A 21,520-nucleotide genomic window follows, 5' to 3' on the forward strand; every position below is an offset into this window, starting at 1 on the left:
CTGCAACACGGGTAATCTCACGAAAGCTATCCGAAGCAAAACACAAAGTAAACCTTTCGAAACCTTTCGTTTTGAATCACCTCTGACGCTCGCAACGCAAAAAAACGTGGTGCATCGCACAATTTTGGCCGAGCTTGGGCCGTTGACGGGTTCTGGAACTTTCGTTATTCGAAAGTCTATGAATCAGCGCTCATTCAAGAGACTAGACATGCTCGCCGAGAACCGAAGGCAGCAGATCATGTTGGAGGTTCAGCGCACGGGTCAGGTTCGCACCACTGATATGGCCAATCTCTTCCAGGTTTCCGAAGTGACGATACGCTCCGATCTTTTGGAGCTCGAGCGGCTGGGTCAGATAACGCGCATCCACGGCGGTGCGCTGGCGCTCAACACGGACTCTCCAGTGGCTGCCTTCGACAAGCGGATGCGCCTTAACTTCGAAGCAAAACAGAGAATTGCGCGGTTCGCAGCCAGGTTTATCGTCAACGACCAGTCGATTGTCATGGATGGCGGGTCAACGCTACTGCAGCTCGCCCTACACGTGCCGCCGATGACAAATTTGGTCGTAGCGACGCCCGCCCTGAATATCGCCCAGCAACTGATGCTGCGCCCTGGCATTGATGTTCATATGATCGGCGGCAGAGTGAATGTCGCGACGGTCAGCACGATTGGGTCCGATATTGAGCAAGGCGTCGACGGGTTTCGGGCACATCAAGCCTTTGTAAGCGCCCAGGCTATCGACCGAGCGCTCGACATTGTCGATTCTTCCCACGACGTTGCTAGAACGAAACGCAATCTCGTCCGTCTCGCTCGGCGCGTGGTCCTTTTGGCGGACTCCAGCAAATGGGATCAGGATGCTTCGTCGAAGGCATTCTCAATGTCAAAAGTGAAGATCGTCGTGACTGACGACAAGCTTTCTCGTGATGTTCGGCATCGATTGGAAGATTACGATCTCGAGGTTTACTGTGTTTAGAAATAAGTGGCATAAGGTCTATAAAGGCTCAAATGCTCCGTTCCAGATTTGCTCTTTAGCAGGCACCGCCTTACTGGCTATATCCAATTGTTGACACTGACAACCGATCACGATGCGTGCACGCAGCATCACAGATGACGTGTTGCGTTAGCGGAGCAATTTACAATAAACTGGAGGCCCTCTGACCTGGGGATCGCAGGGTCATCGTGGTTGTTTCAGTTGGATTCTGATGCGCCATCCTTGCCGAGGTAGACGTTGAGAACAAAGACACGCAGGACCGATGAGAGATTGATGTTCGTGCGCGAACGATCAAGCCGACTGACCAGCTCTTGAAGGCTAATTCCGCGCACGCGCGAAATGTCTTTGAGCGCCCGCCAGAACTCGTCTTCCAGCGAAACGCTTGACTTGCGTCCATTCAATATGACAGAGCGTACGCGCGTTTTGCCGGGTTTTTTCATCATACTCTGCCGTGCGTCAGATCACCCATGAAGCCACAATTTCTATGCCAATTGTAGGCCGGACAAGATTTGCCTCGCTCGACTCGCTAAGCAGGAGCTAATGCAGACGAGATGATCTCCTTGGGTGTGAATCGGCGTGGGGTTTGGGCGCCGATCGGCATCTTATGTCATTGATATTGTTGTGGCGACTGGGGTTACGCGACGATGCCGATGCACACTCGATGTCGTCAAAGCCTGCGCTTCGTGGATCGATCACGTATTTCCTGCGCAGCCCTGACCGACACGGGGCGTGCGACCTAAGCCAGCGCAAACCTGACCGCCGAGATCGACCAATATACCGTGGACTGGTTGATTGCGGCATGGACAGGAGACGATTGCATTTTGCTCATAATGCCGGCAGCGGTACGATTCCCATCCTCAACACTCGCCCAAATCAGCATGTGGACAACGACCGCATCTTCACGCTCGCATATATGACGTGAGATGAACCCCGTCCGCGTCTTCAGCAAGACGCTGATGTCTTCATTGGCTGCAATAAAGGCCGCCATATCGACCCCATCGGCGAGGCGGAATGTCGTGATCTCGACGGCTTCGGGCATGATGACCTCCTTCCGTTTGGACTAGATGACGTAGCCGCTGCTGACCTCGATGGATTGGGCATTGATCCAGCGATCATGGCGGCGACAAAGCAGACTTCGCCACTTGCTAGTGGACTTCATCAAGAGCCTTCTATGGCCTAACTGCGGGCAAGATCCCATAATGCAGGAGCAGGTCAGTCAGGGCGGTCATCGAAGTGTGACGATGGGCGAGTAATCCCACAGCCTCAGCTCCAGCGACATTGGCGACACTATCGTCGATAAACAAAGTGGCCGCAGCCTGCACTTGGTGACGCGCGATGCATCGGCGGTAGATTTCGGGGTCGGGTTTGCGTGCGCCAAATTCCGCCGAGACATTAAAAGCGCTACCGAAGATCGCGGGAACGGCCGGAAATATGGTCGCGATCTCCCTCGCGACCAGGAAGTTATTATTGGTCAGCGCGGCGATACGTACAGTCTGTCTCACTTGCTGCGCCAGTGCAATCGCCTCCAGCAGCGGAGTGATCGAGCCCCGGAGTGTCCCCACCCAATCGCCGAGCGTCAGGCGATAGCCGATGCGCTCACCGAAACCGCGGAGATAGTCGTCCGCTCCCATTGCACCGATGTCAGCACTGTCCTCGTATCCTGAGGCCCAGATCGCCTCTTCAATGGCCTCAGGCTCCCGCCCCGCAATCGCTGCAAGCCCCGCGATGCGTGCGGCTCTGTCATAGTGGCAAAGCACGTCATTCATATCAAATAGGATGAGGGAAATTGACATGTGTGTGGCTAGATCGGGCTCCTTTGGATTCTACTTCGCTTTCGCCATTTGTAGCTACCGGCCCTTCATCTTTTAAATCAAGTCATATCGGTGCCCATCGGTGTTCGGGGCTTACGCGGTCTCTGAGATTTTGCATGGTTTTCGCGTCGGCGGCCGGGAGAGAGGGCAATGCAGGATTGGCAGTGGGTTGGGAGTCGCAGTATAGGCGCCTCCTCGACAAGGGAGCTGTCATAAACTTCGTTATGCGAATCCGGCGTGCCGGTCGTACCGGGAGGTCCGGCGAAAACTGACATTGTCATTTTCCGGCGCTATCGCCTTGGCGGGGCCTCGACATGTCACGTAACCTCATCGGCACGCTTGGGTCTCGGCGCATTTTCGCGTTTCTTATTTTCTACCCTCATTTGCGCCAACAACGTACAGGCAAAGCGCTGAGCGCGAGCTTATCTCTGTTGCAAGGTAAAGGCACCTACCGAGCGGCTGCCACTAAACCATGCCCCAGACATAACACCGTTCGTAACAATAGCTCGATATTCTCCTTTGAAATTAATCGGGCTGCTTCCTTGGTGTTCATAGGCGTTTTCTTTGAAACGGATCGCGATGCTATTGGAACTCTTACTACCATCATAAATCTGCGACCAGATGCTGTCATCAGGCGTCCAATCCTCGTGAATTGTGCCGGCAATCACTGTGATCGTTCCTTCTTCTGGATACGCCATCTTCCCTTCAAAGCGGGCGTCGCCTCTTTCGTGGATTATAAGTTTTATAGGGCGTGCCCCGTCGTAATTCCCGTGCCATTCTCCTATCAAGTTTACGATTTCACGGGTCGGGAGGGAGTGGGCAAGCGGCAGCGTCTCGCTACGAGCAGGCGGTAAAAAGATTGGGGCGCTACCCACACGTGCAGCAAGTTCGTAAGCGAAGGTGCTCAAATCGGAGTCGATCTGACTTTCATTGCCCTGGGATAACGCCCTGTCATCAGTGGGGCGCGACTGCAATTGCGCCAAAGCGTTTTCGAGCCGCCATGCGCACGGGCGAGCAATCAAGGGTAGTAGATCCATCCCGGCAGCGGCGTGCGCAATAATCTGCGGCATCTCCCTGGTCCATATCCATTTCGATGCCAGAAAAGCGGGACTTACAATGAGGACAGCCACCCTTGCCTCAGCCAAAGCTTCGTCGATTTCATTTTCCCATTTCACGCCAGCTTCAAGTCGAGCGTCTGACCATAATTCCACCAGGCCACGTCGCTCCAGCACCGCGACGTGCTGAGAAAATCTTTTCAGCCATTCACGATCTTCACGGCTGTAACTCACAAAGAGCTTCGTACGTTTCACGAACGCCTCCTTGACCGCAATCTTTCGAACAACCGCTATAGCAGCCGAGACCTTCAATTGCCTAAATCAAGCGGGACGACGCCATATATGGGAGTTGAAGAAACGCTCCGAGATATAATGCGACTTATGGTCCCTCCAAAGAGACATTGCTTGGTGAAGCAAACTGCCTGGCGGCGACAATCGCAGTCGCGGTTACACAGCCCGAATTGCAACCGGATTGCGACTGGTTCATCCACTCCGACTTGAGAGCTGAGGCGATTCTGGGCAAAGCTCAAGGTGGTTGTTCAGCATCGTCCAACGAACCGCGGAATGCTCCTGCACTACATACACGAAGAGCGGCCCGTTCCGATTGCGCTCTATAGCCGTGACGGCTGGTGCCGCGACTTTGCCATCAAATCCCTGCATCGTTGCGTTCTCGAATACCGTGTCGCCTATACCAGCGACACCGCTGGCGGCCTGGAACTGGCCGTCACCTCCGGCTTGGCAATCGCGCCGATCTCACGCAGCAACATCCCCATCGACTGCCGTGAGCTGACGGCTGCGGACGGCTGCGGCGACATCGATTCTTCGAACGTCGTCCTCCATCGCAATCCGCTGTCGACCGGAGAGGCAATCGACGGCATGGAGAAGACCATCCGCGCAGCCTTGGCGCCGAGCGACGGTGGACGAAACCCGAACAGTCAGCTTATTGATGCGGAAGATAGCAAGAGTCTTCGGGCCGAGCGAACTTGAGCGCCTTAAACTCCAGTCTTCGGTACCGTACTGCGATGGGGTCCTCTCAACCGCTCATTAAGCGCCGACGCCTTAGTTGGGTTTGAATGCGACCATCGAGGCCTTGTATGCCTGGTTCATTGAATTTTCCCTTTCCCAACCCTCCAAAGAACGCGAGCCGGGAGTATCTGGCTGCCTTTGTGTGTGGTGTCCTGAGAAAATACGAGCCCGTCTTTACTGGCTGGTACAGCGAACATGAAGGCGAGCATCTTCAACTAAGGCTCGAATTTGCCGATCTTGAGCTCGGTCAAAAGGCGCTCGAAGCTTGGATGAAGGGAACATATCTCACCCTCCTTAAGACTTCTGCCGACGCGAAACTTCCGGTTTGTCTTCGGCATTGACCACGACAACAGAGTTAATTCGTTTGTCGTGCCGGCTTCGCTGGTTTCCCTTCGCGGTCTGGCGGACGCGTTTGCCGACGCAGCAACAATGCGCGATCTTGACCTAGCCACCATCAATGGCTGGGGTTCGTGAAGGAGGATCCCGCAGAGCTTGGCGGCGCGAACGACAGCTTATTTGGTCTCAAACTGTTTTGAAACAGCTCGTGCCACCCGAGTTCGTTAGGATTGTTATAGATGCCCAAAATCAATGCCGCAGCTCTGCCTTTCGTCGCGCGCGGCGGTTATCCGCCGCCGTATGATAAGGCCGTCGCCGGTCGCTCGCGGAAGCGTCTTGGCGATGAGGTAGGGCTCACACAATTCGGGGTGAATCTGACGAAGCTTCCGCCCGGCGTTGCTTCATCGGTTCGCCACTGGCATGAAAACCAGGACGAGTTTGTCTTTGTAATCGAAGGCGAACTGACGCTGCTCGAAGACGATAGTGAAACCCTGCTGCGGCCAGGCGATGCGGCCGGCTTCAAGGCCGGCGTCGCCAATGGTCACCAATTGGTCAATCGGACCAGCAGCGACACCATCTATCTCGAAATCGGGGCGCGCACGCCGCGCGAACGTGTACACTTCTCCGACGTTGATCTTGTCGCGACCGCCGATGAGGGCGTTGTCCACTACAGCCGCAGGGATGGAAATCCACTGTGAGGTTCGTCCGAGCCGCGCGATATCGAGACGCGACCACATGGTCGTCTGCGTGACAACGGCGAGCTCATCTGATGACTGAATCTCCAGACTGAGCGCCGCGACGGAACGCTGCGCCTCTACCCTGGACCAAGCGACATGTCGTTTTCCAGTTCCGCGGCCATGAAGTCGGTGAAGGCGCGTGCCGCCATATGGGTAGTTCGCCCCATTGGGAAGTAGGCGTGAACCGGAAGCTCCGCAACCGCCAGTCGTGAAGAACCCGCACGAGCTCGCCGTTCTGCAACTCCCAGTGACAGTCGACAGTGAACTAATCCCAACTCATTGATATTTATTGATGAAATCAAGGTTTGAAGTATAGTGATTTGCAAGATTCTGGCCGTTTCGTGCGGCATTTCTTGCAAATTGCGAGGGGATTGATGCGTCCGATCGAGCGCGAGGACGGCGGGCAGAAGGACATGTTTCGCTCCCGCCTTGATCAGATCGTCAATCTCAACCACGAACTGGCCAAGCTGGGCCGGGCGATCGACTGGCGCTTTCTGGAGAAGAAGCTCGGTTCGGTTTACAAGGATGGTCCGGGCCAACCGCCGCTGCCGACGCGCCTGATGGCGGGGCTGGCGATCCTGAAGGCGACCTACAATCTGTCAGATGAGGTGCTGTGCGAGCGCTGGGCGGAGAACCCTTATTATCAATTGTTCTGCGGGGAGGAGTTCTTCCAGCACACATTGCCCTTCGATCGCACCTCGATCACGCGTTGGCGCCAGCGCATGGGGGAGGAGCATCTGAAGGCCCTGGTCGAGGAGAGCCTGGCCACGGCCATTCGCACCAAGGCAGCCAAGCCGGCCGACTTCAGGGCTGCCATCGTCGACACCACGGTGCAGGAAAAGGCGATCACCTTCCCGACCGACGCCAAGCTCTTGCATCGGGCGCGTGAACGCCTGGTCAGGCTGGCCAAGAGCGAGGGCCTGGAGTTGCGCCAATCCTATGAGCGGGTCGGCAAGCGAGCCCTGATCAGATATCAGCGTTATCACACAAGCAAGCTTGTGTGGACCATGCCAAACAGTTCAAACGCGCCAGTCGGGAACTGCGCCGCCTGCGCACCATACTGGGCCGTGTCCGGCGCGACATCACCCGCAAGATCGCTGGCAAGGACGATCTCCAACAGGCCCTGCAGGCCGCCTTTGCCCATCCGCTTTCCCTAGCCCGGCGCGTGATGGAGCAGCGCCGAGGTGAGCGGGGCCCGAAGATTTACTCCTTGCATGCTCCGGAGGTCGAATGCATCGGCAAGGGCAAGCCTCACAAGCCCTATGAGTTCGGCGTCAAGGTCTCCATCGCGACACCGCTCAAGCGATGCAAGGGTGGCCAGTTTGTCCTCCATGCCAAGGCCATGCCAGGCAATCCCTATGACGGGCATACCCTGGCCACCGTGATCCCCGAGATCGAGAAGAGTGTGGGGGCTCCTCTCGACAAGATCGTCACCGATGCCGGCTATCGCGGGCACAACGCGCCAAGGGACAGCCACTTCAAGGTCTATGTCGCCGGCATGAAGCGCGGCCTTACCAAGGCCATCAAGGGCTTCTTCAAACGAAGAGCCGCCGTCGAGCCCGTCATCGGCCATACGAAGAATGAGCATCGCATGGGCCGAAACTATCTGGCCCACGCTTCGGGCGACGCCAACAACGCTGTCCTTGCCGCAGCAGGATACAACTTCTCCCTCTTGCTCAACTGGCTCAGGATTCTGTGCGCCTGGATATTGGCGTGGTCTACCCCTCGCTTCACGCCTCAAACTCGCTCAGCCTCCGCCTAAACCAAACTTCACGGACGACAGTGACAGGCCCGTGAGGTGGTGGGCGTACCTCTCGGCGGCGGGGGCTATGGTGCCTCAGTCCGATTTTCTGTCGAAGACCCCCCGGACCGACCCAAAACTTCATGGGACAGGTGGCGAGACAGTCGTAGCACAGCGCATTGTGGAGTGGTTGCGGGGGCCTGCAACCACCTCAAATTGCGCTCCTACTCTTGTTATGGAGGGGCTCTAGAAAAGGCCGCAATAGCGTGCGGAAGTGGATTGTTTAGGACCGCCGCGTAGCTGTCGTTCCCGTTAGCCTCCGAAGCCCAGCATCGTTATGCCAACTTATCTGGGACAGCAGGTATTGGCTTCCAGAGTGACCTCTCTTCACTCGGCAACCTTACGCCGCGCTACTAGGTCGATTTCCTCACCGGCTCTTACTGCATTCTCGGGCAGCCCCCGTCCCATACGAGGCCATAAATCGCAGGGATGACGATGAGCGTCAGCAAGGTCGAGGAGATCATGCCGCCGATCATCGGCACGGCGATGTGCTGCATGATCTCCGAGCCAGTTCCGGTGCTCCACAGCATCGGCACTAGGCCGGCAATGATGGCGACAACCGTCGTCATATTCGGCCCCGCGCGCTCGACGGCGCCCAGCATGATCGCCTCGTTGAGATCGGTGCGCGTGATGGCGCGGCCGGCGCCCCATCGATCATCGAGAAAATCCTACGGGGGTCGAATCCCAGCAATGTCGGACCTGGCACGCGCCAAACCCGACATTGCTAAAATGCGTCATTCAAAAGCAGCGCGACGACGATTGAACAAACTGCCGCCGCTCTGTTGGCGGCAGGGTTCCTTACATGGGTGGAACAAGACCATCCTTGCCGACGGCCACCCGCGTTGCGACCAGGCTTCCATCCGCTTGTTTCTGCGCCGCGAGGAAGACATTCGCGCCAGGTTTGATATCCGATTTATCCGCGGCACCGAAGGTCACGATCGGCGTGTTGGCGCCAATCACCACTGACTTCGTCCCACCCTTATAGGCGAGTGTCACGGTACGGCCGTCCACGTTGTCGACGGCGTTGGTGATGTTGGCATTCGTCATCGAGCTCTCGGGCTTGAGATCCCATGCATAGCTGCCCTCGCCGGTGCCGCGCATCGCGTTGGGGAAGACCACCACCTCGAGCGCGCGCAGCGAGGTGCCGGGCTGCGGCACCGCTGCCGTGCCGATGAACGTACCGGGCTTGATGTCGGCCATCGACGCTTTGACGACGCCACCAACAGCCCATTTGTCTGCGAGCTGAACCGTTACATCCTCACCTGCTCGCGACTTGATGGTCAGCGTCGGGCCGTTGAGGCTGACGACCTGACCGCGTACCCGGACAACTTCGGTTGCCTGTGCAGAGCTGGTCTGCTGGCCCAATATCAGGCCAGCAAGCATCGCTGGCACCAAAAAGGCCAGTTTCGGAAAGTGAGAATATCTGATCACGTTCGGTTCCTTCGGAGGCTGAAAGGTATGCGAACAGGCGCCCGCCCGGCGGAAGACTCAAGACACATGACCAGGAGCTGTTCACACGTTCGCGTGACGCAGACCGTCTCCCTCCGATCCAGTTGCCACGGAGAGACCATACGGCCCGCTATCGCTCACATGTTCGCACCCTGGCGCGACATTGATCGGTTCCATACACTTCGTTACGCGAATCTGGAGAGATTGGGCGAACGGGTGATCATCTACCGATGAGGCGGAGCAGCCTCGCCATGGTTTAATCGCTGAGTACCTCAGCCAGAACCCCTCTTCTTCCAATTTCAGACTGAGCTTGCCAAGGCCAACCGCGGGAAACGGATCTTTTCCATGTCAGGTCCATGGTTTCGGAGCGATCCCACTCTACGGTGGCAGGACCCGTCGTGCGAAGCGTTCCAACGTCAGGCCTTGCACCACGATCGAGAAGACAACGATGCCATAGGTAATCGTGAGGATGGCGGCCTTGCTGGGATTTGTGGGTAGGGACAGAGCCATCGCTACGGACAGCCCGCCGCGCAGGCCGCCCCAGGTGAGAATGAGAAGCGAGCCGTAGCGACGGGCGCGCGGCAGGCGCAAGTTCAGTGGCAAAGCCGAGGCGGTCACGCTCAGCCAGCGTATGACAAGCACAGCCGGGATCATAAGCGTGAGGGCCGCGATGGTCCTGATGTCGAGATCGATGGCGGCAATCTCCAGCCCGATCATCACAAACAGCACCGCGTTGAGGATGCCCTCGATGAGATGCCAAAAGGTGGTGAGATGCTGCCGCGTATTCTGGCTCATGGCCTTGTCCACACCGTGCTTGCCAATAAGGATGCCGGCGACCACCACTGCGATCGGGCCCGAAACGCCCAGAAGGCCCGCCGCGCTGTAGGTACCGGAGGCGAGCGCCAGAGAGAAGATCAGCTCGACATTATAATCGTCCACCTGCCGCATCAGCAGGAAGGCAGCGTAACCCAGCGCCAGCCCGAGAAGGCCGCCCCCTACCGCCTCGATCAGGAAGAGGGCGCCCACTCGGCCAGCGCCGAAATCGACAAGTTGCTGGCTCGTCGCGAGTGACAGCATGAGGGTGAACAGCACGACGCCGACCCCATCATTGAACAGGCTCTCTCCTGCGACCGTTGCCTGCAAGTGGCGCGAAATGCCCACGCGCGTCAAAGCATCGAGCACCGACACGGGATCGGTGGGCGAGATCAGGGCGCCGAAGACCAGGCACCAGGCGAGCGGGATGGCGAGGCCGAAAAGCATGGAGACACCAAGCAGCGCGGCGCCGATCAGCCCGGCGGAAAGCACGGTGGCGAGCGTCGCCAACGCGAGAATCGTCCACTTCCGGGCGAACATGTCGGCTGAATTGACCTGGAGCGCCCCAGCGAAAAGCAGGAAGGCCAGGAAACCATTGAGAAGGGTGGCTGGGAAATCGACGGCCTCGACCAGGCTTCGGATCTGCAGCTTGAGCCCGAGCTGCGGCAGGATGGCGTCAATCGCGATGAGGGCAAGTGTGCCAGCTGCCGCGCCCACGAGCAGGCCTACCGTGAGCGGAAGCTTCAGGAGCCGATAGTTGAGATAGGCGAGAGCGGCCGAAAGAGTGAGCAGCAAGGAGAGCAAATCAAAGGGAGACGGCACCGGCGAACTCGAAGAAGTGTTTCAATGGTGAAGGCGCTCACCTCAGAGAGACCCTTGGCGCCGGCGAGCCGCATCTTGGTCGCTTCCCGGAAGATTGGCCAGTACCGCGTCGGCCAAGCTTCAGCAAGATTGAGGTTGACTGGCGTCGGCGCCAGTCGAGCCGCCGATCGAACAGCCTGTCGCGCAGCTACCTGGAAAGTCTGGTACGGCAAGTACAATAGTTATCCGACTATTTCTCGTCCCCACGCCTTTGCCATGCTCCTTCCTCCTTTGCCCTTCATGTTGTCAGCAGGCATGGCGTCGCGATGTCTGGCAGGGCGGAAAGCACTTGTGAAAGATACGACAATCTCTCGCCGAACAGTGCTTGTCGCCGCCGCAGGACTCTTCAGTCCGCGAGCCCAGGCAAAGGAATCCTCCCTGCTCGAACCGCTGGTCGCGGGCGGTGCGTTGCCGCCCATGCCGGAGAGGTTGCCCAAGCAACCCCTGATCGCCGACCTCCCCGCTCGCAAGCGGAGCCTTGGCCAATATGGCGGTGACATCCGCACGCTCGTCGCCGAACCCCGCGATCTGCGCCACATCACTGTATCGGGCTATACTCGTTTGATCGGCTACGATGAAGCCATCAATCTGGTGCCGGACATCCTTTTCGATGTCATCAACCAAGCCGATCATATCTTTACATTCATCCTTCGTGACGGCCATCGCTGGTCTGACGGCCATCCCTTCACGACGGAGGATTTCCGCTTCTATTGGGAGGACGTCGCCCTGAATCCGGAGCTGCGGCCAACCGGAGCACCTGCCTTCATGCTCATCGATGGAAAAGGCCCGCAGGTCGACATCCTCGATGCCGTCCGAATTCGCTACAGTTGGACCAAGCCTAATCCTAGGTTTCTGCCTTCGCTTGCCGAACCCCGACCGACCTGGATCTATTCTCCAGCGCACTACCTGAAAGCATTTCACAAGAAGTATGCGGACCTTGCCAGGCTGAAGGGGATGGCCCATGACCGGCAGATGATTTCGTGGGCTGCTCTGTATAACCTGCTGGACGATCCGTATGAGGCCAGCAATCCTGACATGCCGACGCTTGATCCATGGCGAGTCGTGACCCGAGCGCCTGCCCAGCAGTTCATCTTCGAGCGAAATCCCTATTTCCACCGCGTTGATCCGGAAGGAAAGCAGCTGCCCTATATCGATCGCATCGTCGCCAATGTCTCATCGACCGGCCTTTTTGCCGCAAAGGCCAATGCCGGCGAGGTGGATCTGCTTTTCCGTGGCATCGTCACTGGCGATATCCCGATGTTGAAAGGGGGAGAGTCCTGGCATCGTTATCGGACGCTCGCCTGGCCGATTGCCAAAGGCTCGGCCGTTGCGCTCTACCCCAACCTCACATGCAATGACCCGGTCTGGCGTGCCCTCAATCGAGATGTACGCTTCCGCCGGGCGCTTTCCCTCAGCATTGATCGACACACCCTCAACAACACTCTTTATTTTCGTCGAGGCGTTGAAGGTAACAATACCGTTGTACCGGCCAGTCCTCTCTACTCGGAGGAGAATTGCAAAGCCTGGGCCACCTTTGATCCGAAGCTGGCGAGACAGCTTCTCGACGAAGCGGGACTCGCTCGGCATGAGGGTTCAGGGATTCGTCTCCTATCAGATGGGCGTGCCGCTGAGCTCATCGTCGAAACTGTGGGCGAAAATAGCGATCTCCTCGATGCATTACAGATAGTCAGCGAGTTCTGGACTGACATCGGGATCAAGATGGTGATCAAGGCGCAGGATCACACGGTTCTCAACGAACGCGCTTTTGCCGGCGAAACGATCATGGTCGCGGGAACGGGCTTTGACTTGGCCCTTGCAGCCGCCGTAATGCCGCCGAGCGAGTTAGCCCCCATTCGCCAGGACAACATGGCCTGGCCCAAATGGGGCCAGTTTGCCGAAACGGCAGGTGCTGCGGGGGAAAAAGTTGACATGATCGAAGCCCAGCAACTGCTTGGGCTTTATGGCCGCTGGATGAACGCTACGACGCTGGAGGAAAAAACGCAGATCTGGCGTTCAATGCTCAGCATTCACGCGGAACAGCAATTCACTATCGGCACGGTTCAAGGAGCTTTACAGCCGATCGTGGTGACCAAGACCATCCAAAATATCCCAAAGACCGCTATTTTCTCCTGGGAGCCGACGGCCTTGCTTGGCGTATATCGGATTGACGAATTCTATTATGGACAATTTCTGGCGCAGAAGGGGAATAACGGATAGCCCTTCCTGCCTTTTCTTGAACGAGCAGAAGCCACGCTGGAGAAAAGCTCCTCGTCCATTCACTGCGCGGGTGGATATCTACCCCGTCTTGTTGGTGCACGCCTTAGCCGGGATGTGGCGCTTCATTCCGACCAAGACACGATGACATCTGGGTCCTTTTGTAGATTTTGCCATCTGGGCACAATGGAGGCTCACTCGCATTGGGCCCGCCAGTGAGCACTGAGATGAGCCGGCCGCCAGTCCTCTCCTGCGGCATGCGCTCGAGAGGGCAGGCGACCTGCACTCGAGGTCAGGTTCTCACGCCCTGATCTCTTGGCGTTGGAAAATCACATACGCGATCGTGTAAACCAGGATCATCGCCGCGATCAGGCCGGAGAGCTGCGGCCAGATCAGCAACAGGCTCTGGCCGAAGGGGAGTGGAGCGCCGATCACCGCGCCTTCCAGCTGGCTCACGAAGACCAGGCCGAGCGTTCGCGTGGCGGGGTTCAGCAGCGCCAGCATGGTCTCGCCATAGAGCGTATTCGGCGACAAGCGGGCGATGGCGTGCGCCACTTCGACCTGGTGCACTGCCGTCATCGGGTCATACGGGTTTACCGGTGCGAACAGGCTCGCCAACAAAGGTGCGATCATGCCCCAGAACAGTGTGAGCACAAGCCAGAGGGTCAGGGCTGCCAGCGCCGAAGTCGCCGGCGAGCGGAAGATGGTGGAGAATAGCAGCGCCACTGCCAGCCAGACGCCAGCGTAGGCGAGAGACGTGATCAAGAAGGCGATGCCGCGAAGGATCTCTTCGCCCGAGGGTGGCAGGCCCAGCGTGAGGATGCCCATGCCTGTGATCAGCAGCCACAGCGTCACCAGGCAGATGCCGATCACCGTCAGGCCGCCGAGGAACTTTCCGGCCAGCAGCGCGTCCCGATATATCGGCTGCGAGAGAATGCGGCTCATGGTGCGGCGGTTGTATTCGCCGTTCACAGCATCGAAACCGAGTGCGATGCCCACAAGAGGCAAGAGGAAGCCGAGAAAGGCGACAAAGGACGGCAGCGGTTGCTGGGAGGTCGTCAGCAGGCGCAGGAACAGGAAGGGATCCTGTCCGACGCTCGACTTGATCTGACCGATGGCACCGTAGATGGCACCAGCCGCCGTGAGGATGATGAGGAGAGTGACGAGATGCATCCGCGCGCTCGTCATGTGATCGGCCGCTTCCTTGAGAGCAACAGTGGAAGCGCCAGTAAATGGGGAACCTTCACGCCGCATGGGCCACCTGTTCGAAATAGCGCACATAGACTTCGTCAAGGCTCGAGCGGTCCATGGTGAGGCGCTTGAGCACACCGTCGGCCGCAACGATCCTCCTGGCGATATCACCGCGGACATCCCGGTCGGCATCAATGCGGGTGAGACCGGAGCGCGTCACCGACGTCGCGGTAACCCCCTTGAGATCCCTTACCGCTTCGGCTACGTCGCAGCCATAAGCCTCAACCTCGATGACGAAGGCGCCGCCGAGCACTTGGCTTGCCAAGTCGCCGACATGGCCGACCAAACCGACCTTGCCGCGATGAAAAAGCGCCACACGCGTGCAGATCATCTGGACCATGCCGAGCAGATGGGAGGACAGGACAATCGTCATGCCTTCGCGCGCCAACCGGCCGATCAGCTCCAGCAATTCCTGCGTTGATTGCGGATCCAGACCCGAGGTGGGTTCGTCGAGGATTGCCACATCACAGGCCTTGACCAGCAGATCGGCGATGCCGAGGCGCTGACGCATACCGCGGGAGAAGGTCGCCACCCGCTTATCCGCTACCTCCCCGAGCCGCACGCGATCGAACGCTTCACCAATCCGCTTTCGCGCTTCTGTGGAGGGAATGCCGCCAAGTCGCGCGGTATAAGTGAGGTTCTCCCGGGCCGTCATATTGTCGTAGAAGCCGACGGCATCGGGCAGATAGCCAACATGGCGCTTGACTTTCAATGGCTCGCGCAAGGGATCGAATCCGAGGACGCGGACCTGTCCGGCGCTCGGCTCGGTCAGGCCGAGGAAGAGCAGGATCGTGGTGGTCTTGCCGGCGCCATTGGGTCCGAGCAGACCGAAGACCTCGCCTCGCTCGATGGTGAGATCAAGCGCGTCGACCGCTATCGCCTGGCCGTAGCGCTTCGTGAGGCCCCTGGCCTCGATGACCGGCGTGCTCATCGACGGCCATACCGGGTGACGGCAAAGCCGAGCACGACAACTGCGGCGCCAATGACACCGAGTCCCGCCGCACCCCAAAGCGTCGATGTGGTGACAGTGACGCGGTAATCGGTGCTGTCGGAGGCCCCATCCCCGTTGGCGCTGACATTAACCATGTAGTCGCCGGCAATCGCCTTGTCGCCAGGCGTCATGTGCATAGCCACCTGCAGTTGATCCTTCGGCGCGAGCGCGTCGAGCGACTTCGGATCGAACTCGACTTTCCATCCGCTTGGCGCGCTGGCCGAGAGCGCGACATTCTTAGCCGGCGCACTGCCCGTGTTGTTCAGGGTGAAGTTGACCGTGGTTTCCTTACCCGCGACGGCCTGGCCCGAAAGGCGTCCGTCCGGGCCGGACAGGCCTATGTGGGGTTGGCCAGTGATGTCGAGGGCAAGTTGTGTCTGGCCCTTGGCCTTGGCGCTTGAGGCGCCGACTTGCACTGCATATTGACCGGCAGCGGTGGTCTTGGGCGGCGCGACCGACACTTTCAGGGTCTTGGATTCGCCGGCCTTCAGCGGAAGGCTGGTCAGTTCCTGTGTGCCGTACTGCTCCTTGAAGGTCGCCACGAAACCGGGCGGGGCGGCGGCAACGAGATTGAAAGTTGCGGGATCCGGGCTGTCATTCTTGATCGCAACGTTGAAGTCGAAGCTTGATTGCGGCGTGCCGCGCAAGGCTGGCAGATCCGGCTGCAGCGTCACCTTAGCCGGGTCCTGTGTGGTCAGGGTGATGGAGATCGGCAGGGTGAGCGTCTGTCCATCCGTGGCCTTCCCCTGCACCGAGAAGCTGTAGACACCGGGTTTGGCGTCTTTTGGCGGGGTCAGCTTGAGATTGAGATGCTGGTTCTGGTCGGGCGTCACCATGGCGGCGGAGACTGGCTTGCTGTCGCCGGAAAGTTGCCAATTCCACCCCTTCGGCAACCCATCGACGGAAAAAGCTACCGTGGCCGCAGGGCGGCTGACATTCGAAAGCGTGATGCCGAGTGTTGCGTCATCACCGATATGTTCGGTTAGATCGGGAAAGTCGGTCGCGAGCCACAGGCCGGACGGCTTGGGCGCCGCATCCTGGGCGAAGGCCGGAACGCTTGCAAATGCAAGTGCTCCGGCAAGGATGACAACCGAAGTGAGAAGCTGGGTGCGCATGATTCAGTCCACTCCCTTGTGCAACTTTCGCGGAGGCCTCCCCATCCCCTCAACTCCGGCTTTAAGTTATATACTCTCCAAAATTAGGTAAAAATCGGGCAATCTAGGTTTAAACTCTGACATTAAAAATATATAATGTTCACGAATATTCGATGCATTTAAAAAAGGCAATAGAATACCCTTTGCAACCTGAATTTGCAGCGAACTAATACAATCTTCCGGTGCCAAAGGCTATCCCATGCCCTTCAGTCGCGTAGTTCTTGCTATTGTCAGTATTATCTGGTGGGGAAGTTCCGACCTTGAATGCCTCAAACAGAGCCGCGTCTGAATTTGAGGTTCGCCGTCCACTTCGCTGGTCCACCACAACCAGCTTGATGCCCAACGGGATGCGGAACTGTTGCGACGGGGTGCCTGCGAGGGCGGCTTGCATGAACTGCCCAAAGATGGGGGCAGCCACCCGTCCGCCGGTCGCCGATTTGCCCAATGATCGCGGTGCGTCGTAGCCGAGATAGACACCCGCGACCAGAGAAGGCGAGTAGCCGATGAACCACACATCCTTTGAGTCGTTGGTCGTGCCGGTCTTGCCCGCGATCGGCCGATCCAGAAATTTTAATACCGTCGCCGTACCGCGCTGAACCACGCCTTCCAGCATCGACGTCACCTGATAGGCCGTCGAAGGATCCAGAATTTGCTCACTATTGTCGATCAACGGTGGCTCAGGCTGTCCTGCCCACACCGATGAATTGCAGGTCGGGCATAAGCGCTCGTCGTGCCTGTAGATCGTTTGGCCGTTGCGATCCTTGATATCTTCGACTTCAGTGGGTTTGATGCGAATACCCCCGTTCGCCAGCATCGCGTAGGCCGTTACCATGCGCATCAGCGTCGTCGTGCCAGATCCAAGGGACATAGCGATATAAGGCGGCAAGCTGTCGTATATCCCGAAGCGTTGGGCATAGCGGCTGATCAGCGGCATGCCGATGTCCTGTGCGATCCGCACCGTCATGACATTCCGCGATCGTTCCAATCCAAAGCGCAGTGGTCGCGGCCCGTAGTATTTGTCTCCATCATTGGCAGGGTTCCAGATCGGCTGACCGTCGCCCGGATCGATACTGATCGGGTCGTCCGAGACGATGGTGGAAGGTGTATAGCCATCGTCCAACGCCGCTGCGTAGATAAAGGGCTTGAAAGACGAGCCTGGCTGGCGAAAGGCCTGCGTAGCCCGGTTGAAGCTACTGTATTGGAAGGAAAAGCCGCCATCCATGGCGAGCACTCGTCCGGTGGCCGGATCCATGGCGAGGACTGCGCCAGATATGTCTGGAATCTGGCGAAGATCGAAAGTGCCATCGTCGTCTGTCGAAGGCTCCACGTAGATGATGTCCCCAGTCTTGAGTACGTTGCTGACTTGCGTGACGCGCCGTCCCTTCAGGGGGCCTATGGCCCAGTGAGCCCAGGCAACGCCCTTTAGCTTGACGATCCCCGTATCCACCCTATTGGAATGGTGTGACGCACCCGTTCGGGGCGTTTGCTGAAGTCCAATGAGGGCCCGGTCCGGTCGCACATCCAGGACGATGGCAAGGCGCCAGGGTGCGACGTCATCCGGGCGTTGCTGTGCCGCGAGGCTCTTGTGCCAATCGGGGCCTGGCGTGACATTGTCGAGTGGGCCGCGATAACCTTCCCGCTCGTCCCATTTGACCAATCCATCGACGAGGGCTTGATGCGCCAGAGCCTGCAGATGCCTGTTCAGGGTCGACAGGACAGCCATGCCGCCTTGATAAAGTTGCGTACTGCCATAGCGCTCATTGAGCTGCTGACGGACATCCTCGGCGAAATAGGCAGCGCCGTTGCCATCATCCGGCCAAGAGCGATGGGTTGAAGCGCCCAATGGCGCATCGACAGCCTCTGCGGCCTGGTCGGTGGTAATGAACCCTTCATGCTCCATGCGCCCGATGACCCAGTTGCGCCTGGCGAGAGCCGCATCATGGTTTCGCAGCGGATCGAAATTATTGGGGGCCTTTGGTAGGGCCGCCAAATAGGCCATTTGCGCAATCGACAGATCTCGCACCGGCCGGCCAAAATAGCCGAGAGATGCGGCCGCGACTCCGTAATTTCCGGAGCCCAGGTAGATCTGGTTCAAATAAAGTTCGAGAATCTTGTCCTTCGAATAGGTCTGGTTCAGTCGCAGCGCGAGGATTGCTTCCTCCAGTTTCCGTCGATAGGAAACCTCATTGTTCAGGAAGAAGTTTTTTACGACCTGTTGAGTGATCGTCGATGCACCCATGGGTCTTCGATTATGGCCCCAGTTGCGCAGATTTGTGATCGCTGCCCGCACCACTCCCCAAGGGTCAACGCCGGGATTAGAGTAGAAATCGCCATCCTCCGCCGCTAGGAAGGCGTTGATCAGCGTCTTGGGGATCAGCTGGAAGGGCAAGAACAGTCGGCGCTGTTTTGCGTATTCCGCAAGGATCGATCCATCGGCTGCGTAGACGCGCGTCATGATCGGTGGTTCGTAGTCCGCCAGCTGGCGATAGTCAGGCAAGTCCCTGGTAATGTCGGAAATCTCTATGCCGAGGACTCCTGCCGATGCCAGGATCAGGATGGCGAGGGCGGAGAAGGCAAATCCCAGGAACCGCAGCCAGATCATCGCCCGCTCCAGCAGTAAACTCGGGTGCCATACGCTCGGCCCCCCGCCATCCGTCGACTTTCGGCCCGACGAGGCCGCACATGAGCCTTGGTGCCACTGAAGGCAGTCGGAATTTGTGCGTCGGCGGGCATCACACAGATCTCGACGGGCGAGCGGCCTTTTGAGCCAGAAGCTTGGCGCGATGGCAAAAAGGCAACCTGCTTTTTCAGAACAAAGGTGCCTTGCGACGATATTACAACAACGTTTTCAGCTTTCTGCAGCACTTGGCAATCCCGTCTCGCCGCTCCGGCGCGCCGTGTAATTCGCCGGCTAAATAAGAGGAGAAGAAGAGCGGAGCGACGTGACCATCTCCGCCGCTCCGCCCCATCCTCCCAGACTACGCAGCCCTGTTGCCAAACCTCCGCTCGGGGTCAATGTTTGGATCCGGCGAGCCCCGCAACGGATCTGCCTCTCCCACGAAAGTCTCGCGTCGCTGCCCATACATTATATCGAAGATCGATACACTTTGGCAATGTTCAATTCCTTGAAAAGATCGGGAAGAGCGCGATTCCTGGGAACGGCGCGTGCTGGAGCGAGGAGCAACGACATCGTGATCGAGCCCTGACGTCGCCGCGATTCAATGAAGCAAGAATATCGTATCTCGATATTTATGCGCCCTCACCTGACGACATAGCTGGACCGAGGCGAAATGATTGGCCCGTTCCGGGCTCTTCACCTGTAGGGCCCCAGATCGGGGCCCGGTCGGTGTGCACTTGTCCTTTTCGGCTGGCCCCGGCTGGTTTATTTCGCGGGAACCTGGCGGCGTGGTGCGCTTGGTTCATCGCTTTTTATCGCCTCTCTCAGAGTTGCAGCCCAGGGCGATCCCCGCGAGGAATGGCTGACGGCAGCCCTGGGGCTGGTGCTGCTGGTCCTTCCCTGGCTCCTCGATAGCCTGACACTCCCTATCTCCGCGAGGGCCCAATGTCTGTGCCGGTGGCTTCGCTCACCCGATGGAGCCAACGATCTATAGCGATAATTAACTTTATATTTATATCGAAATTCGATATAAAATTGCTTATGAGCCTAGTTTGGGAGACCCCTGAAATGCAGAATACAATGGCCAATTCGATCGTGCACAGTCAGAAGGTACAGGACTGGATACTGGGCGTGCTCGCGATCGCCCTCTTCTCATCGCCATGGCTGCTCGGCTTCGGCGACCACCACGCCGAGTGGAGCGCTTGGCTAGGTGCTGTCGCCCTCGCCTATCTCGCATCCGCTTCCCTGTTCGATGCTTCCCTCTTGAAGGTGACTCAATGGGAGGAATGGGCAACGGCGGCCGTCGGTCTTTGGCTAATCATTGCGCCGGAACTCCTCCATTTCGGCCAGAACCACCCGGCTCAATGGACGCATTGGCTGGTGGGTGGCATCACCTTGATTGTCTCGCTTTGGGCGGAATGGTCATACCGGCATCCGATGGCTGCGCCCAAGCGATAACGCGCTTGTCGTCGCCAGCAGGGTCACGCGCGCCAGTGTAGCCGCGTTTTGAGCAACGGCACCGAGCAGGGTTCACCCCTCTGCAGCCAACCCCGGACGACGTCTTGGAAGAAGGCACGGACGGGGAATATTCCTTAACAGGCTGCCCGCCGACGGTCGACGACGCAGTCATATCGGCCAGGCCGGCAAGGGAATCCGAACCGAGCCTGGATGCCAGGAGGCGCTTGTCGGTGACGCCCGCGTTGCCGCTGATGGCGATGCCACTGGATTGCGTATCGCGATGCAGAGTGTCCTGCTCCGCGTCATGTACGATTTGAAATTTTACGCTCCAATCGTTCGCATTTCATTTGCCTCGGATCCGAACCCAAGCTGCACAACATAGCGCACTCCTTGTCCCCAATAGGAAGCAATGCGGATTACTGCCGTGCCCGTTGGTGCAAGAAAGTCGACACGCGCCGGGATGGCCGTCCCGTAAGGGATGAGACCATTTTCGAGCCGGCGTCAATTTCGATCCACGTCGACGGCAATGCCACCGCAAAAGCCGTCATTATCCTGTGCAGGTCCGCCCCCTCGGCCGTTATGGAACCTGACCCGGGCGCCCAGCACGGCAAAGGGCTCCCTACGACCCAATGCCGCCGCAGGAAGAGGGTAACGAAACCAACACCGTTTGAACGGTGTCAGCGCGGCCCGCACAGCTGACCCTCGTCTCTACGCGTGGAGCCGGTGTCAGGTCGTCAGCCGGCAGGGCCTGCGGCAAAAAGTTTCCAGAAGTTCACTTGCATAATTATATCGATCTTCGATACATAATTGGAGCGCGGCGATACCGAAGTGTCAAGGGGCCAGGCTTCCTCGCAATGGCGGGCCTTTTGATACCGAGACGGGAAGTGGCGCCTCGCGCTGTGGAGATCGAACCCATGAAGAAGACCGGCATATCCTGCCGCCAAGACCGTGTTCGGTC

The 21,520-nt window shown here is 58.3% G+C and carries 15 protein-coding genes and 3 pseudogenes; 7 read left to right on the forward strand and 11 right to left on the reverse strand.

From position 1 onward, the window contains the following. The first annotated feature begins 208 nt into the window (after nt 1-208). Nucleotides 209-970, forward strand: a complete 762-nt coding sequence (locus ACMDCR_RS24110) for a DeoR/GlpR family DNA-binding transcription regulator (protein WP_413989061.1) — start codon at nt 209-211, stop codon at nt 968-970. Between the two features lie 215 nt (nt 971-1,185). Here the strand turns inward: ACMDCR_RS24110 and ACMDCR_RS24115 are convergent, their stop codons facing one another. The 4 genes from ACMDCR_RS24115 to ACMDCR_RS24130 all read right to left on the reverse strand — a co-directional run bounded on the left by ACMDCR_RS24115 (nt 1,186) and on the right by ACMDCR_RS24130 (nt 4,109). After that, the gene (locus ACMDCR_RS24115) at nt 1,186-1,431 is read right to left on the reverse strand and encodes a ribbon-helix-helix domain-containing protein (protein ID WP_413989062.1); all 246 of its coding nucleotides are present in this window, start codon (nt 1,429-1,431) and stop codon (nt 1,186-1,188) included. A gap of 293 nt (nt 1,432-1,724) precedes the next feature. Continuing rightward, the gene (locus ACMDCR_RS24120) at nt 1,725-2,027 is read right to left on the reverse strand and encodes a hypothetical protein (RefSeq protein ID WP_413989063.1); all 303 of its coding nucleotides are present in this window, start codon (nt 2,025-2,027) and stop codon (nt 1,725-1,727) included. 130 nt (nt 2,028-2,157) lie between these two features. Further along, nucleotides 2,158-2,781 (reverse strand): HAD family hydrolase, encoded by a 624-nt coding sequence (locus ACMDCR_RS24125; RefSeq protein ID WP_413989064.1) that lies wholly within the window; start codon nt 2,779-2,781, stop codon nt 2,158-2,160. 440 nt (nt 2,782-3,221) lie between these two features. After that, on the reverse strand, nt 3,222-4,109 hold the full coding sequence (locus ACMDCR_RS24130) for a toll/interleukin-1 receptor domain-containing protein (RefSeq protein ID WP_413989065.1): 888 nt from the start codon (nt 4,107-4,109) through the stop codon (nt 3,222-3,224). A 315-nt stretch (nt 4,110-4,424) separates the two neighbouring features. Here ACMDCR_RS24130 and ACMDCR_RS24135 point away from each other — a divergent pair. From ACMDCR_RS24135 to ACMDCR_RS24150, 4 genes and pseudogenes are all read left to right on the forward strand, one after another. Next, nucleotides 4,425-4,841, forward strand: a pseudogene (locus tag ACMDCR_RS24135) (hypothetical protein); the annotation flags it as partial. A 107-nt stretch (nt 4,842-4,948) separates the two neighbouring features. After that, entirely contained in the window at nt 4,949-5,221 is a 273-nt protein-coding gene (locus ACMDCR_RS24140) for a hypothetical protein (RefSeq protein WP_413989066.1), read from the forward strand. Between the two features lie 234 nt (nt 5,222-5,455). Beyond that, nucleotides 5,456-5,914, forward strand: a complete 459-nt coding sequence (locus tag ACMDCR_RS24145) for a cupin domain-containing protein (RefSeq protein WP_413989067.1) — start codon at nt 5,456-5,458, stop codon at nt 5,912-5,914. Between the two features lie 413 nt (nt 5,915-6,327). Beyond that, nucleotides 6,328-7,715 (forward strand): annotated as a pseudogene (locus tag ACMDCR_RS24150) (IS5 family transposase). A 416-nt stretch (nt 7,716-8,131) separates the two neighbouring features. On the opposite strand, the pseudogene ACMDCR_RS24155 reads toward ACMDCR_RS24150, so the two are convergent. From ACMDCR_RS24155 to ACMDCR_RS24165, 3 genes and pseudogenes are all read right to left on the reverse strand, one after another. Further along, nucleotides 8,132-8,395 (reverse strand): annotated as a pseudogene (locus ACMDCR_RS24155) (efflux RND transporter permease subunit); the annotation flags it as partial. Nucleotides 8,396-8,552: 157 nt separating this feature from the next. Next, nucleotides 8,553-9,185 (reverse strand): hypothetical protein, encoded by a 633-nt coding sequence (locus tag ACMDCR_RS24160; RefSeq protein WP_413989068.1) that lies wholly within the window; start codon nt 9,183-9,185, stop codon nt 8,553-8,555. Nucleotides 9,186-9,581: 396 nt separating this feature from the next. Then, nucleotides 9,582-10,838, reverse strand: a complete 1,257-nt coding sequence (locus ACMDCR_RS24165) for a cation:proton antiporter (protein ID WP_413989069.1) — start codon at nt 10,836-10,838, stop codon at nt 9,582-9,584. 24 nt (nt 10,839-10,862) lie between these two features. Here ACMDCR_RS24165 and ACMDCR_RS24170 point away from each other — a divergent pair, with 24 nt between their 5' ends. Further along, nucleotides 10,863-13,094, forward strand: coding sequence for an ABC transporter substrate-binding protein (locus ACMDCR_RS24170; RefSeq protein ID WP_413989070.1), 2,232 nt, complete (start codon nt 10,863-10,865; stop codon nt 13,092-13,094). A gap of 297 nt (nt 13,095-13,391) precedes the next feature. Here the strand turns inward: ACMDCR_RS24170 and ACMDCR_RS24175 are convergent, their stop codons facing one another. The 4 genes from ACMDCR_RS24175 to ACMDCR_RS24190 all read right to left on the reverse strand — a co-directional run bounded on the left by ACMDCR_RS24175 (nt 13,392) and on the right by ACMDCR_RS24190 (nt 19,089). Continuing rightward, nucleotides 13,392-14,279, reverse strand: coding sequence for an ABC transporter permease (locus ACMDCR_RS24175; RefSeq protein WP_413989071.1), 888 nt, complete (start codon nt 14,277-14,279; stop codon nt 13,392-13,394). 55 nt (nt 14,280-14,334) lie between these two features. Continuing rightward, on the reverse strand, nt 14,335-15,273 hold the full coding sequence (locus ACMDCR_RS24180) for an ABC transporter ATP-binding protein (protein ID WP_413989072.1): 939 nt from the start codon (nt 15,271-15,273) through the stop codon (nt 14,335-14,337). Further along, nucleotides 15,270-16,448, reverse strand: coding sequence for an NEW3 domain-containing protein (locus ACMDCR_RS24185; protein ID WP_413989073.1), 1,179 nt, complete (start codon nt 16,446-16,448; stop codon nt 15,270-15,272). The genes ACMDCR_RS24180 and ACMDCR_RS24185 overlap by 4 nt, the downstream gene beginning before the upstream one ends. A gap of 205 nt (nt 16,449-16,653) precedes the next feature. Further along, the gene (locus ACMDCR_RS24190) at nt 16,654-19,089 is read right to left on the reverse strand and encodes a penicillin-binding protein 1A (protein ID WP_413989074.1); all 2,436 of its coding nucleotides are present in this window, start codon (nt 19,087-19,089) and stop codon (nt 16,654-16,656) included. Nucleotides 19,090-20,184: 1,095 nt separating this feature from the next. Here ACMDCR_RS24190 and ACMDCR_RS24195 point away from each other — a divergent pair. After that, nucleotides 20,185-20,562 carry an SPW repeat protein gene (locus ACMDCR_RS24195; RefSeq protein WP_413989075.1) on the forward strand — a complete coding sequence of 126 codons (378 nt, stop codon included), beginning with the start codon at nt 20,185-20,187 and terminating at the stop codon, nt 20,560-20,562. Nucleotides 20,563-21,520: the final 958 nt, after the last annotated feature.

The sequence above is a fragment of the Labrys okinawensis genome, from assembly GCF_047345005.1.
In the GTDB taxonomy this organism is placed as follows: domain Bacteria; phylum Pseudomonadota; class Alphaproteobacteria; order Rhizobiales; family Labraceae; genus Labrys; species Labrys okinawensis.

What these genes read in the sequence shown, in the direction of transcription:
- ACMDCR_RS24110 (WP_413989061.1), top strand. Translation starts at nt 209, where the DNA reads ATGCTCGCCGAGAACCGAAGGCAGCAGATCATGTTGGAGGTTCAGCGC.
- ACMDCR_RS24115 (WP_413989062.1), bottom strand. Translation starts at nt 1,431, where the DNA reads ATGATGAAAAAACCCGGCAAAACGCGCGTACGCTCTGTCATATTGAAT.
- ACMDCR_RS24120 (WP_413989063.1), bottom strand. Translation starts at nt 2,027, where the DNA reads ATGCCCGAAGCCGTCGAGATCACGACATTCCGCCTCGCCGATGGGGTC.
- ACMDCR_RS24125 (WP_413989064.1), bottom strand. Translation starts at nt 2,781, where the DNA reads ATGTCAATTTCCCTCATCCTATTTGATATGAATGACGTGCTTTGCCAC.
- ACMDCR_RS24140 (WP_413989066.1), top strand. Translation starts at nt 4,949, where the DNA reads ATGCCTGGTTCATTGAATTTTCCCTTTCCCAACCCTCCAAAGAACGCG.
- ACMDCR_RS24145 (WP_413989067.1), top strand. Translation starts at nt 5,456, where the DNA reads ATGCCCAAAATCAATGCCGCAGCTCTGCCTTTCGTCGCGCGCGGCGGT.
- ACMDCR_RS24170 (WP_413989070.1), top strand. Translation starts at nt 10,863, where the DNA reads ATGGTGAAGGCGCTCACCTCAGAGAGACCCTTGGCGCCGGCGAGCCGC.
- ACMDCR_RS24175 (WP_413989071.1), bottom strand. Translation starts at nt 14,279, where the DNA reads ATGACGAGCGCGCGGATGCATCTCGTCACTCTCCTCATCATCCTCACG.
- ACMDCR_RS24180 (WP_413989072.1), bottom strand. Translation starts at nt 15,273, where the DNA reads ATGAGCACGCCGGTCATCGAGGCCAGGGGCCTCACGAAGCGCTACGGC.
- ACMDCR_RS24185 (WP_413989073.1), bottom strand. Translation starts at nt 16,448, where the DNA reads ATGCGCACCCAGCTTCTCACTTCGGTTGTCATCCTTGCCGGAGCACTT.
- ACMDCR_RS24190 (WP_413989074.1), bottom strand. Translation starts at nt 19,089, where the DNA reads ATGATCTGGCTGCGGTTCCTGGGATTTGCCTTCTCCGCCCTCGCCATC.
- ACMDCR_RS24195 (WP_413989075.1), top strand. Translation starts at nt 20,185, where the DNA reads ATGGCCAATTCGATCGTGCACAGTCAGAAGGTACAGGACTGGATACTG.